Raw genomic sequence first — 15,831 nt, 5'->3', positions numbered from 1 at the left:
TAACAAACCATGGTAGAAATGCTACTGGTTTTGTAACCAGCGATTGATTTCTGCTTTATCAAAGCGAATAGTTTTTCCGACTCTGATGTGAGGTAATCCTTTCTTGATCCAACTATCTAGAGTATTGTTTGAGATGCAGAGATAGCGGCAAGCCTGCTGTTTGTTTAAAAATGGGCTTTCAAGGTTACTATTGTTCAACTTCTTTTCAATTTCTTTCTTGTACGCATGTAAGAGATGCCCACGGACGTTGATTTTCTTGACTGTCATTGATGATTCCGTTATTTGTATCAATTACTTTGATCTCTGCAGGGATATCAACAGAAGTTGATAAAGTATCTAAAAATGCTCTTGCGCTGTCGTAGTTTCCTAATGTTGATTTATTTGTTTTTGCCATAGTGTTATCCTTTCTGACAAAAAGTGCGTGGTCAGACTTTCTAGAATGCTGACAAGTAATTTTAATCTTTGATGATAACAAGTTATCAAATGTTACCAATTTAACTCAAATAGTACATTTTTCATCACCCCGATCTTTTAATTTCACTTATTATATCGCAAGGGGATTCCTTCAGCTACGTCATTTTAATATTAAAAATTAAATTATCTCAAAAATACGCCATTGTATAAATATTATAGTACAGGTAGTCAAAAATTTACGTCGGTGGATATATATTATAGTATGATGTTGTTCTAAATTTTCGTCGGACTCTTCTTATTTTGCTCAGGTAGTTAGACCTCTTCGTTGGGATACCTATTTTTTAGGTTGTTTTGATTATTCATTTTCGGTAGGGGGGGAAGAATTTACGCTAGGATCTTAGAAATTTTTAACCATAGCGAAGAACATTCGGTTTTTATTTACAGGAGAATAAAATAAAACCAAGTCAATTTTTTTTGTGACTTGGTTTATGTTTCTATTTCGTCAATAAGCTGTATCATTAGCTTGAGACTTCGTTCTTGTTTACTAGGTGTTAGTTCCTTAATTTTATATATTAGCTGATTTATTAAAGGATTGCTTTCGGTTACGGATATATCGAAAAAAGTCTCTATGTCTGTATCAAGTGTATCCATAATTTTTTGTAATGTTTTGATTTTGATATTTGGTTCAAGGTTTTCTAATTTATAAGTATATTTTAATGGTAAGTCTGCAAGTTCCTCTAGTTGCTGTTGAGTTAAATTTTTTTGAAGTCTCAGTAATCGGATTCGCTTACCTAGATAAGATTGTAGATTTGTTTTTGTCATATCAGTACCCCTTAAATCCTATCATACTGAATTTTATAGTCTTAAAAAACTACTATAAAAGAGAAATATCACATGAAATAGTTTTAAAATACTACAATATGTGATAAATAGGACTATAAAACTATCAAAAGGAGTTTATATGATGGAATTAAACACAGGTCACGGCACTATCAAGAAACTGCGTAACGGAATGGTCGTTTCAACGCTTGCAATCTCGGCTCTAGGGGTAGCCTCTGGGGTATCTGCTAGTGAGACTGAGGTAGCCGTTAACGAACCTGCAACTAAGGTAGTTGCTAAGGACGAGGTTAAACCTAAAGTTCCTAGTCAAGCTGATGTAGATACGGCTAAGGCTGAATCAGATAAGGCTAATCAGGATGTAGCTAAGCAAAAAGAAGTTGTTTCAACTACTGAAGCAAACATTGCTAATGCTGAAAAGTCTATCGCTGAAACTACTAAAAAGGTAGAAGAAGCTAAGACTGTTACACCTGAAAAGGTAGCTGAAGCTAAAGCAGATGCTGACAAGAAAGCCAGCGAGCTTGCGACTGCTGAGAAGACTGTAGCTGATGCCGATAAGTCTGTATCTGCCACTGCTGAAAAGGTTGAAGACCAAACTAAGGTAGTATCTAATGCTGAAAAGACTGCTACAGATGCGTCTAACAAGGTAGCTGAAGCTCAGAATAAAGTAGATTCTCTTTCATCTACTACAGATATTCATACACTCGACAGAGAAGCTTATGGTCTTACTGTAAAAGTTAGAGTTGATGAGAGAAAGGTAGATGAGGCTCAGAAAAAACTTGACGACGGTAAAAAGGCTGTTGCAGACAAAGAACAGGCTATAAAAGACACCCAAGATAAGGTATCTTCTGCAGAAAAAGAGCTTAAACAAGCTACTACAAACCTCAATGTTGCTAAGGCTAACCAATCTCAAAAAGAAGAAGCAGTTAAGAAAGCTAAGTCAGCTCTTGATGTAGCTAAACAGGGTGTTACCGAAACAACTACTCAAAAGGTAGACAAAAAAGCAGTTGAAGTAGCTCAAAAAGCATACGTCAATGCCTATGCAGAACTCAAAGACGCAGAAAGAGGGGTATATCTTGCTAAGACTAGGTATGGTAAAGCTGAAGATGACCTTTACTTTGCTCGCAGACACTTGTCCGATATCCAATTGAACAAGATTGACGTTCCAGCTCTTGAAAAGGCTCTTGAAGACGCCAAAACTCAGTTGGCTGAAGACAAAAAAGCCCTAAAAACTGCTGAAGAAGTTCTTGAACTAGCTAAAACAAACGCTATTGACAAGGCTAAGTCTCTTGCAGAGGCTAAAAAGGCTCTTGCAACTGCCAAAGCTGAAAAAGCCTCAGCAGACAAGGCTCTTGAAGCTGCCAAAGGTGAATTGGAAGTTCTTACTAAGGCTCATGATGTAGCAGTCTTGGCTCGTAAGTCAGCTGGTGAGGACCTTGCTCGCAAACGTGAAGCGTCTAAAGAGGCTACTGATACCTATACAGTGCTTGAACTTGCCCTTACTAAGCGTGATGAAGTTCTTAAGGCTTTGGACAAAGAGCTTACTGATACTAAATCCAAGCTTGGGGTACTTCGTGCTGAGTTGAAAACTGCTAAGGAAGAGTTGGCTCGTCTTGAGGGTATTGCTGAAGTTAAGGCTCGTGGTTATGAAAACTTTAAGCAACTCAAAGCTGAACACGACGCATACCTTGCAGAACAACAACGCTTGCAAGCTTTGAAAGACAAAGAAGATGCAATCCGTAAAGCAGGTGGTCAACCTAAGGAGGTTACTGACGCAACTGGTAAAGTTGTTGATGTTGTGGATGCGAAGGCTAAGGATAAAGCAGTAGTTGCGACAGTAGGAACTAAAGACGATAAAACATATCAAGCTCCTGCACAAGCTACAAATGCACAAGCTACAAATGCACAAGCTACAAATGCTCAAGCTACAAATGCAAAAGCAGAACCTAAGAAACAACTTCCAAATACAGGAACAAAGGATTCAGGGCTTTTAGCATTGCTTGGAGCAAGTGTTGGACTCCTCGCTTTAGCAGGAAAACGAAAATATAATAGATAAAAAGAAAGAGAGCGGTTGGCTCTCTTTTCTCTATTACAGTTCAGTTATATATAAATTTTATATGGTGTGAACTTTTTGGTAAAATCTAGCTCAATTCGTGTATTTTTAGGGTGAAATTCACACCATTCAACTGAAATTTATTCAAATTAGATGAAATTCTGTTTTCTGAAAAAGTGGGAAAACATTGATTTCAAGCATTTACTGAAGGTTATTCAAATCATAGTTTTTCCAACCAGGTCTTAAGAAAGCTCGTAAAGCTTCACAATTCTCAAAACGTTAATCAATACGATTATATCAACGTTTCAAAGCACTCAAGAGTTTACCTCATGGGTGCTTTTTTTATGTTTTTTGAAAAAGTTCACCTCAAAGTTTACCTTATTTTCACCTTATTGTTTTAGAGACTTTAAGGCAAATTCACCGACTGCCATAGGGACTACATTTGAAGTATTGACATAAATCTGTGTTGTACCTGTGTCGCTATGTGTTAGAGCTTCAGAAATAGCTTCTAAGCTCATTCCTGCTTGTTTAGCAAGTGTTGCTCCCGTATGCCGTAGTTTGTGTGGCGTAGCGTGTGTAAGCTCTGGGTGTCGCTTTTTGATAGTTTTCATCTTATTATTAAGATAGTCAGCATGTAAAGGTTTATTGATATTCCCTCTGGTATCTATATAAGTGAAAATGAATTGTTCTGAATTGCTGATGATGCCAAACTTTGCCAGTTCATATTTTTGTTGTTTTTTCCATAAAGTCAGAAGTTGAAGCAAGTCACTAGAAATAGAAAAGATAGTTTTTTTATTTCCTTTGGTAGATTTTACTTGTCCGTATCTGTCTAAAGCCTGAATTAACTGAATCTGAGATTTTGAAAAGTCGATATGTTTCCACTGGAGAGCATATGTTTCTGATTTTCTATCTCCAAGGAAAAAGGTGAGATAAAAAAGGACGTAATCTTTGAGTGAGATTTTATCGTTCTCTAAATCTTCTTTAAAAGCTGAGAACCATTCTTGGAGTTGTTCATGAGTTAAATATAAATCTTCATCACGTTTTGATTCTGCAAGTTGAATTTTTTTGACGGCCTTAATTCGTCTTAAAGTTTTTGCAACTCTATTTGCTTCAATATACTCAAGTTCTTCTGCCCAATCAAAAATAGAAATAACGTAACTTCGTAAAGTTTTGAAGTTGGCATATTCGTTGGCTTTTGCCGTCATCAAATTTAGAATAACCTGTTTATTTTGGTTTAAAAATTGAATCGTATAGTTTCCAAGAAGGGGTAGTATATGCTTTTCAAAACATGTTTTTGTATTAGCAATAGTTGACCTACTTGGTGGCTTTGAAGTAGATGTTGTTTGTCCTGCTTTGTAGGATTCCCACCAAATATTAGTATAGAAGTCTGAGAAAAGAATATCTTCTTTGGCTAGTCCCGAAAACGCATGGTCTTCAATTTGGTTTAGCTTCGTAAGTAAGTCTATCTCTGCTTGTCGTGCCTCCTTTCTTGTTTTAAATCTTTTATCATAATAGTTATTATTAACGATGCCAAGAGGCATTCGTGCTTCTATTGGTATATAGACTTTTAATCGGTAAGTTCCGTTTTTTGTCTTACTGATAGTCATGATATTCTCCTTTATATCGAACCAGAAAATATCATGACCATTATAAAATAAAAATCTTGATTTTTCTAGTTGTTACCGTTTAGCCAGCAGTCAATAGAGTCTTTGTGGAATCGAATTGTTTTTCCAATTTTGATTGATGGAAGCCCCCTTTGAATCCATGAATCAAGAGTATTGTTGGAAATTCCCAAATAGTCGCAAGTCTGTTGTTTGTTCAAATAGGGACAACTTAAAGAATTTTTTTCTATTTGTTGTTCAATTTCTTTTTGGATAAGATTGGATAGTAGTAGTTGAATCTGATGAATCTGTTCATCAGGAAGAATTACTTGCATTTATTACCCTCCTTCTTATCTTGGTTCCTCATTGGATTGCATCGACGTGAATCCAAATACTTAGCAAAAAAGTAGGTGCGCTCAATGATAAGTCCTAGAAGTGGTGTGTGATTAGCTCGTGCATACCAGACGAGTTCTTCAAACTCTGTGAAGTCATTCTGTTCAATAATATCCACAACTTCATGCATGAAATCATCTGAGTTATTTTCTACAAGAAATTTATCGAGATTAAAACCACATCCAACTTCAATATCATTTATATCATATTGAGTTTTCTCCTTGTTTTCGGCATGAATGAAGTAGTCAAAAAGTCCTTTGGGAGATTGTACGATTTCTACATGAGCAGGTCCATTCAACTTGTCCTTGATTAGCTCGGAAACTTGTTTATAACTTTTGAGAGAATCAAAGAAGAAAGCCCCGTGTTTGTGAGATTTTTTCAGTTCCCCAGTTTGTCGGTTAATGTCTTTATCGTGCCAAGGACTAAGGATGAAGGGGATGTGTAGTTCTTCAAGAACTTCAAGGTAGTCAGCAGGGGCGCTTTCTTTGTAAAAAAGGAATGTCCACTTGCTGGAGCGTTGTTCTTTTGTCATTTTGATATACCTTTCTGATTACTGATTACAGGATAATTGGGGGTCGTAGTAACCCCAATTATCTTGGAAAATGCTAGAAGGGGGGGCTATCTGGCTACTGCTTAACGCAAGCCATAGCCCCTTTTTATCGTTTTTTACCAACTAACCATAGCTTATTACGAATCCGATTAGGTGCTGAAAAGTAGTAGTCAGGATGTTGACTCGAAACCTCTTCTTTCAGTTGAGAGGTCATGTCAGCCAAAATTTTTTGCCCCTGCTGGTCTCTAGGGACTTTGACAAAAACCGTCACATCATCTTTTCGTATGTCTACGACACTCTTATGTGCACAGTGATTAAAACTACTATTTATGGGATTGAAGGTAGTTATATTCTGATTGTCAATCGTTGTTACTTTTTCTGATTTCTCACGTTGCGTTAGAAACTGACGAAGTTTGAATGTAAAGTATACGGACTTAAAATAGTTGAATAGACTATCAAATCGAAATCGATTCAGAATTTCAAACATTACAGAAACAAATAGTGTAAGTAGAAGGAAGGACATTGCTGTATAAGAATATTTGCTTCCTAAATCTAAATAGCCATTGAACTGGGAGAGGTCAAAAAAACTCAGAGGATTTAGTTTAAACTGATTTGATAGAAAATCCAGAGACCATCCTATAAATCCTGCTAGAAATGAAACTAGAATTAGATTGATATTGATGTTGAATGTCCTCATGAAGTAAGATTTTTTCACCATTAAAGAATTCCTTTCTTTGTGTAATACGTTGGACATAGTAGCGGAAGTACCTGATAAGGATGTTCGTTATCAATTACTTGAATCAGACCTGTTCCATGCCCGATAGGGATAACAATACCTTCTGGGTCGAGGTCAGGGAATAGAAATTGTGTCGTCTTCTTGTTAATGTTGCCAATCTGGATGAGGACATTAAGTTGTTCACGAACAGAAATGGGAATCGTAGTGTGATCGAATCTTTGTGAAACAAGTAACAAATGAAGTTTTGTAGCACGTCCGAGAAGTGCGATAGAAGATAAGAGTGAGAAAAACGATTCTTTAATCGTCTTATTGACTCCCTCAGATAATGCAAGAACTTCATCAATCACAATTGTCATATGGCTGAACTCATGACGTGGATTCTCGTATAGGATTGCTTGACGTTTGTGAATCAGTTCTAGACATTGACTTAATTTCTCATTGATTTCTGATACAAAGTCGGACTTAGAGCGATTTTCAACGGGGTGAAGCACTGCAATTTGATGTTCACGAGCCCAACGACTAGGTGTGTCAAATTTTGGGTCTACTATAATTAAATCAGATTGATGTTTGAGTACACTCAGTAAATAGGTGAGAGCATAGGATTTACCCGAACCACTATTTCCACAGATTGCCATGTGATTGACCTTATCAAGATTGAGAGTGAAATTTTCCATAATTGGAATTTGATTTTTTGGTAAACTTGTTGTGTATCTATCAAGATCAGGAATGACTAATCGTTTTGAAATTCCCACCCTCCACGGAAAGAAAAGTCCTCGCTGAATATGGATATCATCCGTTTTTAGAGGGACGAAGTATGTGGCATTTTGCTTCAATAATGTGTAATGTGGATATAGGGTTGCGTTAGCAATCAAGAAGATTTTATTATAGAGCTCATCATCTAAAATATAGGCACAGGGAAGCCGTGGGATGAAAATGAAACCATTTTCTTGAATGAGGATGTTAAAACTGTTTGTGTAACTCGTTTCGCCTTGCATCAAGGCTCCCAGAGCCATATTAAGGCTCTGGAGCAAGTATGATTGCAAGACGGCATCTGTTTCAGATACCATTATTTAACCTCCTTAATGCCATCAGCTTTAAAGTAAACGTTATAGCGTACTTCAACGGCTTGAAGGTTATCGAATTGAATCAAACTCATGAAATCAGGTAGCTTAATTTTGTCTTCAAACTTAACTTGGAACGGTTCGAGTCCTTCTTGGATGAAGGTTGCCTTGTAAGCGATGATTTCGCCAGTAGGCTTTCCATCCTCAAAGAGTTGCTGTGGTTCAAGTTCCGTACTTAAGCAGTAAATGCCTTGTTTGTTGTCAATGTATTCATTAGCGGTGTTAGTTGAATATCCACCTTTGCGATTACGTGTTTTCATTAGATTTACCTCGTATTTGATTATTTGTCTTAGCTAAGAACAATTTTAGTTTAACGTAATTTCATGAAGTAGACTGTCAGTTTTCCTGACAGTCTACTTTTAAATTTTTGGTATGAGACAGGCTAATTCGGATAACCAATAAGTTAATTTCTCAGCTATTTGATGCGAAGTTTCTTCCTCTGGGAAATCTGAAATAAAGCTTGATAAGGAGTCTAGAAAAATTCCTTTATTTTTTTCAATGATTTGCGCTACTTCTTTCTTTGAGACATTAGAAAATTTTTTTGCTATTGACTTTTTTAAAAAAGTATTTTCAAACGTAGGATCTATCAAAATTGTAGATATTATGTTTTCAATAAGTAGTAGTTCGAATTCAATACTTGGGAAAAATAATTCCCTAGGATTTTTATAATCTAAACTGGTCTGAAAAGCTAACGAAGCATTAAAACTAATATTTCTTTTTCCCTTTAGAATTTGTCCAACTGTTGTTTCGGATAATAACTCAACTTCCCCTTCAGCTGTTTCATATCCAATTTGATTTTGTAACATTTCTCGCTCATTAAGTATTCTCTTGAGCTCTATACCTAACAGTTTGCAATATAATTCCTCTATTACACTTTTATATGTCATTTTACTTCCTTTCCGTCCTTGGACGGAATAGAAACACAGTCGTTTACCGAGCTAAGTATGAAAAAAACACACCAAAGAAACGGTGAAACATTTGACATAGCGAATACCTAAAGATGTAGCTATGTTCTGAGTTTCAATCCGTCCTTTGGTGCACCTTTGGACTTCATAATTTCCTATTTAAATAGGGATAATTACATTATATAGTGAAAAACGTGGTATAATTAAGGTGATTTTTATAAAATAACAACTTAAAAACACCACGTTTTTAAAAGGAAGATTATGATTTTTAAAAGGACAAAGAAGTATTTTATCGATTGTGCTTCATTGAGGCTAGATTCTAAAATTAAAATTATAAATGAGGAACGTAAGTCAAGGGCTTCAACAGAGTATTACTGGTATACAGGTCAAGAAAAGAAAATAAATAAGAAATATAAAAAACTTACGAATAGAGAGATTTCTTCAAGCAATTCTCCGTTAATTAGCCTTATTAGAAGAGGGATGGTAACCTCAAAGAATCCATATCTTTATACTCCTAATGCAATAGAAGATGTTTTGAACAATTGTAAGTTGGATGAATATGGCACAAAATTAGGTTTAGTTAGTAATGAAAAAAAGAAATATATAGCGCGTAATATAATGTTTAAATCTTATGATGAAATTTGCTTTGGTGATCGTTCCGAACATTGGAAACTCAAATCCTTCCTATCATCTATTATTATTTTAGATATTCTTTTTGAATCTTATGATGAAAATCTATGGAGAATAGTTTTAGGATATATGCCACTTAATATTGAATTTGAAAAAATAAGATTAGATGTTGTTGATGTTCAAAAAGTATATAGTATACTTTTTGAAGAGCATTATGAATTATTTATGACAGGGATTTTTCGAGCTACAGAAAAAGCTCTTAATGTTGATACCTTATTTTGGAAATTTTATGAAGAACGTGTAAAAAACGAATCAAAAAACATAAATAAAATAGCATTCGTTGATGTTTATCTGAACGAATTTTACACTGAAATTTTAAAGAAAAAAATTGATAAATTTATTAATGATGGCAGTTATTATGGCTATAAAGAAAAGTATGTTCATGAAAATAGTACTTATCAAAGTTTAGAGTCAATAATTTCAATTCAACAGGAGATGCGTTTGTACCAAGGTGATATGGAATCAGTTGAAATTAGAAAAAAATATGGTAATAAGGTATGGGATGATAATTTGCTAAATGCTCTAAATAAGGATAACATTGATGACGTTCTGGGTAAGTATACTGATGAATATTTAGATTATGAAGATATAGATGCCATATACGCGACATATATATTAGGACTGACAGAAAAATTACTTCATTTAATGAGTAGTTTCCAAAGTTTTAGAGAGGAAAATTCTCATTGGCAAGGCAATTATTTAGGTTATGTCAAAAAATACCAATATGGCAATGAGATCTTAGAATATATACAAACAGGAGATAAAGAGCTCCTGAGACCTTTGATTTATAAAAGCTTACAATATGGAAACAATGGATTTGCAAGAGAAAGATATTTTATAAAAAGACATCCAGATAGCTATTTAGCTCGAGAAGTAAGAAAATTTCATGAATAATTATGTCCAATATGTTTATAGAAAACAATAAAATTGCCTATTTAACTCTCTAGACAGAAACTAAACATATGTTTTAGGTTACCAATATCATAGTAATTACAGGATTTATTAGTATAAAAAATAATAATTATAATGTATTAAGAAATTAGATAAGGTTTTTAACTGGAAATAAATTGACGGCTAATTTAAGAAGTTGTATAATTCTAAGGAATTTAATTTATTCGCAGATAGATGTTTAGAAAGCTAGATTTCTTTCAACATTCTGATTACATTTGGGAGATAAAATTGATAGCCTATGAGGAAAAAATATGAATAACTCTTTTTTATTAGAATATGACATTGAATCTTTATCTAAAGTTATCTACTCTATTACTTCATGGTTTCCAAATAGGAGATTTTTAGGAATAGTAGATAAATTGAATAGAGATTTTATTAATAATGAAAGTAAGATTTTAGGGACTACTAAAATAGATTCATACAGCAAATTTGTAGACTTTTATAAAAAAGCAATTGAGTATTATATACCTGAATACCCAAAAGAAGATTTCCCTATTGATACTGGAAATGTAAGGTTCTATTCAAATGATAGATTTCATAAAATATTTATAGGAAATGGCAATGAAGATACTTATGAAACTTCATTTGTAATAGAATCTTTAGTGCATGATTTTAAGCAATTCAAAGAAATATGGTATGAGATACTTGAATATGAAGATTTAATTATTTCATCCTTAGAACCATTTAAAAGTGAGTTTACTCAAGAAAACTTTGAATGTCCACCTGAGAGTTATTTCAATTTTATATATCAAAATCATGAGCTTTTTTATGATAACGAACTTGCCCAGTATTTCAAAACATTCAAAAGTAATAATGCTGAGTTATATCCATTATTTACTCCTGTTAATAACTTTCCCATATTTTTACCAGTTATGAAAGATTGTTTTATGGAGAGAATAGAAAGCGAAATAGAGGAATCAAAGTTTGAAGAATCTATTTGGTTAAGCTTCTGGAGCAGACTAAATTGTAATTTTACAAAATTCTTTGAACGAGAAGGAAATTCATTTTATAATCTGAGGTTAATTAACAAAGAGGCTAAAGAAAAGATTGATTTAAAAAATACATTGGCATTTTTAAATGAAGATAAATTAATTGTTTTAGAGCCAAGCCAAAATAAAATTTCAGATCACTTAAAAAAAGGAATTATTGATAATACTTACCAGATAGCAGGTCTTTGTCAAGATGGAGAAGTTAGAGGATTTGAGTTTAAGTCCCAGAGCAATATTATTTTTGTTGGAGTTGACACCAAGAGTATATCTCCAAATATCACTAAAACATTCCTATTTGGAGATGATGATGAATATGTATTAAATGCAAGTAGTATTATAGGAATAATTAACAATGCGAATTCAATAAAAGAAATCGTTGATTTTTTTATAGCTTATAACAATAATCAAGATAGAATTATGTCTTTCTCCAATGGAGATGCTTTATTTCGAATGTGGCAATCATCAAATCAGATGATTAATGATGGTGCTTTGAATGTAAATATGGCTTTCTTACCCTATGAAAGTGTTCATTATAATATGGAAACGTTTGATAAAATTGTATTAAACTATCCATTTGAAATAGGGGGAGAGTTTTATAATATTCATGGTTGGAAAATAGTTGATAGGGAACAAACTGATTTGTCACTTATTTCAAAAGCTCATCTTGGATCAATTGATATATTTTCAGAGAATCATAAAAAAATTATATATCGGGAGTTACATTTTATTTTAGAAGATATAAATATCTATGATTACGAACAAATAAAATCTTTTAACGAAATTGTTTTAAATGCTTTATGTCATAATAAAGAAGCAATTTTATCAAACTATGAAAAAGAAACTATGGAGATTAATTTAGTATCTAAGTCTGTGCTTGATAGAAATGCTAATTCTAGATGTCCGATACAAGAAACGAACTATTTTAATAAAATAGTTTTTGTTAAAAATTCCAAATATCAGATAACTTTATTAGCTCCTAGATGGAATAAAATATTTGCTGATAATCTTTCCAAATCAACATTGGAATTTGAAAATACAATTCTAATAAATTTACTAGACAGTTTCCTTTTTAAGGATAGAGTTTTGTTATTTGAAAAAATTAAAGAAACAGACAATGAGAAACGAACTTCAAGCTTATTTGAAGTTAGGGTTGAATATTTTATTCAGCCTCATTTAGAATTCTCAGCTCCTAAAAACTATTCTTTTAAAAGAGTTAGGAAAAGTATTGCTAACATCATTAAAGAACTTGGATTAGAGCCAGGTATATATTGTGAATCAGACATAGTTGCTATCGTAAGATGTTTTAGAAATAAAATACGCGAAGACTTAGTTTCTATGATGTCATTGTATAATCAGTATGACTTGATACTTAAACTACAAAATATATTATCTTTAATTATTTTTAATATTGATATCCACCGCAGAAGATTAACTACATTTTCAGATAACGGAAATCTTCAAACTGTTAAATTAAATAAATTTCGAGAACAAACAATTGATTTACGTGAAGAGGCCCGCGTTTATAAACCAATATTAGAATATCTTATTGAAGAGAATTTAGTAACAGAAAGGGATGATGACGCATTAATTCCAAGTGATGATATTGTTGATGAATTGATTGCTTATGGGAAATACATATTAGATTTTCAACTTCTTTCTGATGCCTATTCGTATGGTGCTAGCAATTGGTTTCAGTTAGAGATTGAAGATAATTATGTTGTAGATATTTCAGAAACGGAAAAGTACTTACAATTTGTTGATGAAATGATAGAAATCAAGTATAAATATGGTGAATACGCAAGTAGAGATAAGGAAATTGACAATAATATAATTGATCTGGTTAAGAAATCGTTCTTTCAAGATACGAAAGTTGATTTTGATTCTTTTATTTGTTTCCTCTCCATATTTTCAAGTAATAGTCATATTTTAAAATTAAAAAATCAAAAATTACTGACTGTAAAAGGAAATGTTGTAACAGGTAAAATAGAAGATTTGGCTAAATATTTTGAAGAGAATTCGGACTATTCAATTGAAATCTTTTATGGTGTTTTGAAATTCTTAGTTATAGAAAAGAAGAAAATTACTACTAATGGAGTAATTCCAATATGGGAGAAAAAGAAAAGAGATAATAAATTTTCTGCTAAACCTATTATTGTTAATCATAATAGCATTATTTTTTCACCTATTATTCTTGATAGGTTGGCAAAAGATTGGACAGAGGGAATGATGAACTTCATTTTACCATATGATATTGGTATGCAAAATACGCTAAATACAATAAATAGTTGGAAAAAATTTTACGAACAACAGATAGTCCAAAATCTTAAGGGCTTATTTAAAGATAATAGGTACGTTACTCATATTGATCAAGAATTATATAAATTAGATATTAAAGGAAATCATCCTAGAAATTTAGGAGATTACGACCTAATTGTGATAGACAATAAGCTGAAAGAAATATTATTATTTGAAGTTAAATATATGCGTTTAAGTCAGACTATGAAAGATAGTATGGGTGATCAAAAAGAATACTTTTTTGGGGGAAAGGCCAAAGGACTAAAGTTCAAACGGCGAGTAGAGTATTTTGAAGAGAATCTAGATGTAATTTGTAGAAATATCGGATTAGAAGAGAGATACTCATTAAAATCATATTTCATTACAAATAAACTAATAAAATCAAACTTTGTGGAATTTCCATTTGAAATTATTAGTTTTAATGAATTTAAATCTCTCAATAATAATTGAATTTCTTTATAAAATTTGAACAGGCTATCAAAGTATTCATTTTCTAAAATTGATAAAAGAGATTTTGTATATATTAACTTCTAAATTTATTTCTCATAAAATGTAGTCATTTGGTTGATTTTTACAGTAACACATCGAAATTCTAAATTTCAAAAATCACTTTAAATCAATATTTTTCGTCATAACTGACGAGTAGTGAATGTCTGCTTGACTTCTGTCTGTAAAAACCAAATAAGGTAAACTTTTGATATTCTGGTTCGATTTTTACTTATTTTTGACGAAAATTTACCTTATTTTGATGCAATTGATTGAAATTAGTTGAAATTTTATTTTCTGAAAACTAGTGAGAACGTTGATTTTAAAGAATTTTGAAATTTGATGAAATAAGTGATGCCCCAACCAGGTCTTAAGAAAGCTCGTAAAGCATCACAATTTAGTAAACGTTAATTCGAAAGAATTACTATACTTACAAAGAGCACCTTTCGGGGTGTTCTTTTTTGTACTTTCTTACTAAATTGGTTCAATTGACACAGTTGTTGAGACTTTAGTCGCTTACAAATGTGGCTGCAATCTGACAAAGTCAGTTGCCTCAAAACGTTAATCAATACGATACTATCAACGTTTCAAAGCACTTCATGGTTCACATTATGGGGTGTTTTTTTTGCTGATTTTTAGCAAAATTCACACTATTGTTTCTTTGCATTCAACTCAAATTCTTCTGGTCAAATTATTAACAAATCTTCAAGATGAGGGATTGGTGAAATAGGCTGTTTGAGGCTTTTATGCTATACTAGTTTTAATGACAAACTTCTATTTCTAATGCAACAAAAGATCCGTAATTTGTTTTTAATTAAGGAGTTTTGGATTGTAAGAGGGAGATGATATATCTGAAGGAGCATCAATATGAAAAAACGTGCCTTGATTTTACTGGTGTTGTCCATTGTAGTATTTGGAGGAGGCGCATGGCTAGCACAGGAAACAAATCTATTTCTAAGCCCGCGAGCTAAGCAGTTGGCATATCTGAAGGAACATGAAGAAAAAATTGTAAAATTTGTAAAGTCTAAAAATTCAAAGATTGAATCTGTTCAGATTGCTTGGGATGAAACTAAATGGGAAAAAGTTGGGAATGGGACCCCTCAAGGAGGCGGAGAAATTGTAAATGTATATGGTGGTTTTAATCATATTGAGTCCTCCTCTTGGAATGTTACTTTTGATATTGAGAATGACAAAATTATTCCTAATTCAATGGCTTTAGCCAATTATTTACGAATGGGAGGAAGGATTTTTGACTAACAGTAATTTAAAAAACTTTGATAATTTTTACTCAAATTTATCATCACTCATTCCCTATTGACTTACAATACTTGCCAAAAGTATTTTTTTACATTCATGATATAATAAACTTAGATTCCGCGACATAGGAGGAAAGAGATGAAAAAGCGTACTTTACTTTGTCTAGTTTTAGCCCTTGTAGTATTTGGAGGCGGAGCATGGATGGCGAAAGAAACAAATCTATTTCTAAGCCCACGAGCCAAGCAGTTGGCTTATCTAAAGGAGCATGAAGAGGATATGGCTGATTTTGTGAAAGCTTTAAGCCCTAAAGTGGAAAGTGTTCAATTTAATTGGGATAGTATGGAGGTTGGCCAAGTAGGGAATGGAACTCCTCAAGGTGGTGGCTATATGTTGACACTTAGAGGAAAGGTAAATAATAATGATAAAACGAAATTTATGGTTGGATTTTCTTTAGACAATGATGCTAATGGCATACCAAAGGAATTTGGAATTTATGAAATGCAACCAATAAGAATTTATAGGGATGGGGGATGGTATTATTATGACTAACAGT

Annotated in this window: 15 protein-coding genes; 5 read left to right on the top strand and 10 right to left on the bottom strand. The window is 32.8% G+C overall.

Annotated elements, in window-relative coordinates:
- Positions 1-21 precede the first annotated feature (21 nt).
- From O3655_RS06190 to O3655_RS06180, 3 genes are all read right to left on the bottom strand, one after another.
- On the bottom strand, positions 22-267 hold the full coding sequence (locus tag O3655_RS06190; protein ID WP_049479855.1) for a helix-turn-helix domain-containing protein: 246 nt from the start codon (positions 265-267) through the stop codon (positions 22-24).
- Positions 206-394: a hypothetical protein gene (locus O3655_RS06185; protein WP_080981008.1), complete on the bottom strand. Its 189-nt coding sequence runs from the start codon at positions 392-394 to the stop codon at positions 206-208. Before O3655_RS06185 ends, O3655_RS06190 begins: the two co-directional genes overlap by 62 nt.
- Positions 395-900: 506 nt before the next feature.
- On the bottom strand, positions 901-1,236 hold the full coding sequence (locus tag O3655_RS06180; protein WP_216734013.1) for a helix-turn-helix domain-containing protein: 336 nt from the start codon (positions 1,234-1,236) through the stop codon (positions 901-903).
- 139 nt (positions 1,237-1,375) lie between these two features.
- Between O3655_RS06180 and O3655_RS06175 the strand changes: the two genes are divergently transcribed.
- Positions 1,376-3,307: an LPXTG cell wall anchor domain-containing protein gene (locus O3655_RS06175; protein ID WP_225904234.1), complete on the top strand. Its 1,932-nt coding sequence runs from the start codon at positions 1,376-1,378 to the stop codon at positions 3,305-3,307.
- Positions 3,308-3,693: 386 nt separating this feature from the next.
- Here O3655_RS06175 and xerC read toward each other — a convergent pair whose 3' ends face one another.
- The 7 genes from xerC to O3655_RS06140 form a co-directional block, all read right to left on the bottom strand.
- On the bottom strand, positions 3,694-4,911 hold the full coding sequence (gene xerC, locus O3655_RS06170; protein ID WP_215805057.1) for a tyrosine recombinase XerC: 1,218 nt from the start codon (positions 4,909-4,911) through the stop codon (positions 3,694-3,696).
- A gap of 65 nt (positions 4,912-4,976) precedes the next feature.
- Positions 4,977-5,240 carry a helix-turn-helix domain-containing protein gene (locus O3655_RS06165; protein ID WP_371641241.1) on the bottom strand — a complete coding sequence of 88 codons (264 nt, stop codon included), beginning with the start codon at positions 5,238-5,240 and terminating at the stop codon, positions 4,977-4,979.
- Positions 5,231-5,830 carry a replication protein gene (locus O3655_RS06160; RefSeq protein ID WP_215805055.1) on the bottom strand — a complete coding sequence of 200 codons (600 nt, stop codon included), beginning with the start codon at positions 5,828-5,830 and terminating at the stop codon, positions 5,231-5,233. Before O3655_RS06160 ends, O3655_RS06165 begins: the two co-directional genes overlap by 10 nt.
- Before the next feature lie 124 nt (positions 5,831-5,954).
- A complete protein-coding gene (locus O3655_RS06155) occupies positions 5,955-6,566 on the bottom strand; it encodes a hypothetical protein (protein WP_215805054.1) in 612 nt (203 codons plus the stop codon).
- The gene (locus O3655_RS06150; protein ID WP_215805053.1) at positions 6,566-7,651 is read right to left on the bottom strand and encodes an AAA family ATPase; all 1,086 of its coding nucleotides are present in this window, start codon (positions 7,649-7,651) and stop codon (positions 6,566-6,568) included. Before O3655_RS06150 ends, O3655_RS06155 begins: the two co-directional genes overlap by 1 nt.
- Positions 7,651-7,965: a hypothetical protein gene (locus O3655_RS06145; RefSeq protein WP_215805052.1), complete on the bottom strand. Its 315-nt coding sequence runs from the start codon at positions 7,963-7,965 to the stop codon at positions 7,651-7,653. Before O3655_RS06145 ends, O3655_RS06150 begins: the two co-directional genes overlap by 1 nt.
- Before the next feature lie 99 nt (positions 7,966-8,064).
- Positions 8,065-8,592 (bottom strand): hypothetical protein, encoded by a 528-nt coding sequence (locus tag O3655_RS06140; RefSeq protein ID WP_215805051.1) that lies wholly within the window; start codon positions 8,590-8,592, stop codon positions 8,065-8,067.
- Between the two features lie 279 nt (positions 8,593-8,871).
- On the opposite strand from O3655_RS06140, the gene O3655_RS06135 reads away from it, so the two are divergent.
- The 4 genes from O3655_RS06135 (at position 8,872) to O3655_RS06120 (ending at position 15,827) form a co-directional block, all read left to right on the top strand.
- A complete protein-coding gene (locus tag O3655_RS06135) occupies positions 8,872-10,194 on the top strand; it encodes a hypothetical protein (RefSeq protein WP_117276435.1) in 1,323 nt (440 codons plus the stop codon).
- A 308-nt stretch (positions 10,195-10,502) separates the two neighbouring features.
- Positions 10,503-13,985 carry a hypothetical protein gene (locus tag O3655_RS06130; protein WP_215805049.1) on the top strand — a complete coding sequence of 1,161 codons (3,483 nt, stop codon included), beginning with the start codon at positions 10,503-10,505 and terminating at the stop codon, positions 13,983-13,985.
- A gap of 903 nt (positions 13,986-14,888) precedes the next feature.
- Positions 14,889-15,278 (top strand): hypothetical protein, encoded by a 390-nt coding sequence (locus O3655_RS06125; protein ID WP_216734015.1) that lies wholly within the window; start codon positions 14,889-14,891, stop codon positions 15,276-15,278.
- A gap of 138 nt (positions 15,279-15,416) precedes the next feature.
- A complete protein-coding gene (locus tag O3655_RS06120; RefSeq protein WP_215116105.1) occupies positions 15,417-15,827 on the top strand; it encodes a hypothetical protein in 411 nt (136 codons plus the stop codon).
- The last annotated feature ends 4 nt before the right edge of the window (positions 15,828-15,831 follow it).

Source organism: Streptococcus sp. 27098_8_70, from assembly GCF_041432215.1.
Classification (GTDB): Bacteria; Bacillota; Bacilli; order Lactobacillales; family Streptococcaceae; genus Streptococcus; species Streptococcus oralis_CP.
This window is presented reverse-complemented; position numbering and strand designations above follow the sequence as displayed.

Coding starts and splice junctions, on each gene's coding strand:
- O3655_RS06190 (WP_049479855.1), bottom strand. CDS start 267: ATGACAGTCAAGAAAATCAACGTCCGTGGGCATCTCTTACATGCGTAC.
- O3655_RS06185 (WP_080981008.1), bottom strand. CDS start 394: ATGGCAAAAACAAATAAATCAACATTAGGAAACTACGACAGCGCAAGA.
- O3655_RS06180 (WP_216734013.1), bottom strand. CDS start 1,236: ATGACAAAAACAAATCTACAATCTTATCTAGGTAAGCGAATCCGATTA.
- O3655_RS06175 (WP_225904234.1), top strand. CDS start 1,376: ATGATGGAATTAAACACAGGTCACGGCACTATCAAGAAACTGCGTAAC.
- xerC (WP_215805057.1), bottom strand. CDS start 4,911: ATGACTATCAGTAAGACAAAAAACGGAACTTACCGATTAAAAGTCTAT.
- O3655_RS06165 (WP_371641241.1), bottom strand. CDS start 5,240: ATGCAAGTAATTCTTCCTGATGAACAGATTCATCAGATTCAACTACTA.
- O3655_RS06160 (WP_215805055.1), bottom strand. CDS start 5,830: ATGACAAAAGAACAACGCTCCAGCAAGTGGACATTCCTTTTTTACAAA.
- O3655_RS06155 (WP_215805054.1), bottom strand. CDS start 6,566: ATGGTGAAAAAATCTTACTTCATGAGGACATTCAACATCAATATCAAT.
- O3655_RS06150 (WP_215805053.1), bottom strand. CDS start 7,651: ATGGTATCTGAAACAGATGCCGTCTTGCAATCATACTTGCTCCAGAGC.
- O3655_RS06145 (WP_215805052.1), bottom strand. CDS start 7,965: ATGAAAACACGTAATCGCAAAGGTGGATATTCAACTAACACCGCTAAT.
- O3655_RS06140 (WP_215805051.1), bottom strand. CDS start 8,592: ATGACATATAAAAGTGTAATAGAGGAATTATATTGCAAACTGTTAGGT.
- O3655_RS06135 (WP_117276435.1), top strand. CDS start 8,872: ATGATTTTTAAAAGGACAAAGAAGTATTTTATCGATTGTGCTTCATTG.
- O3655_RS06130 (WP_215805049.1), top strand. CDS start 10,503: ATGAATAACTCTTTTTTATTAGAATATGACATTGAATCTTTATCTAAA.
- O3655_RS06125 (WP_216734015.1), top strand. CDS start 14,889: ATGAAAAAACGTGCCTTGATTTTACTGGTGTTGTCCATTGTAGTATTT.
- O3655_RS06120 (WP_215116105.1), top strand. CDS start 15,417: ATGAAAAAGCGTACTTTACTTTGTCTAGTTTTAGCCCTTGTAGTATTT.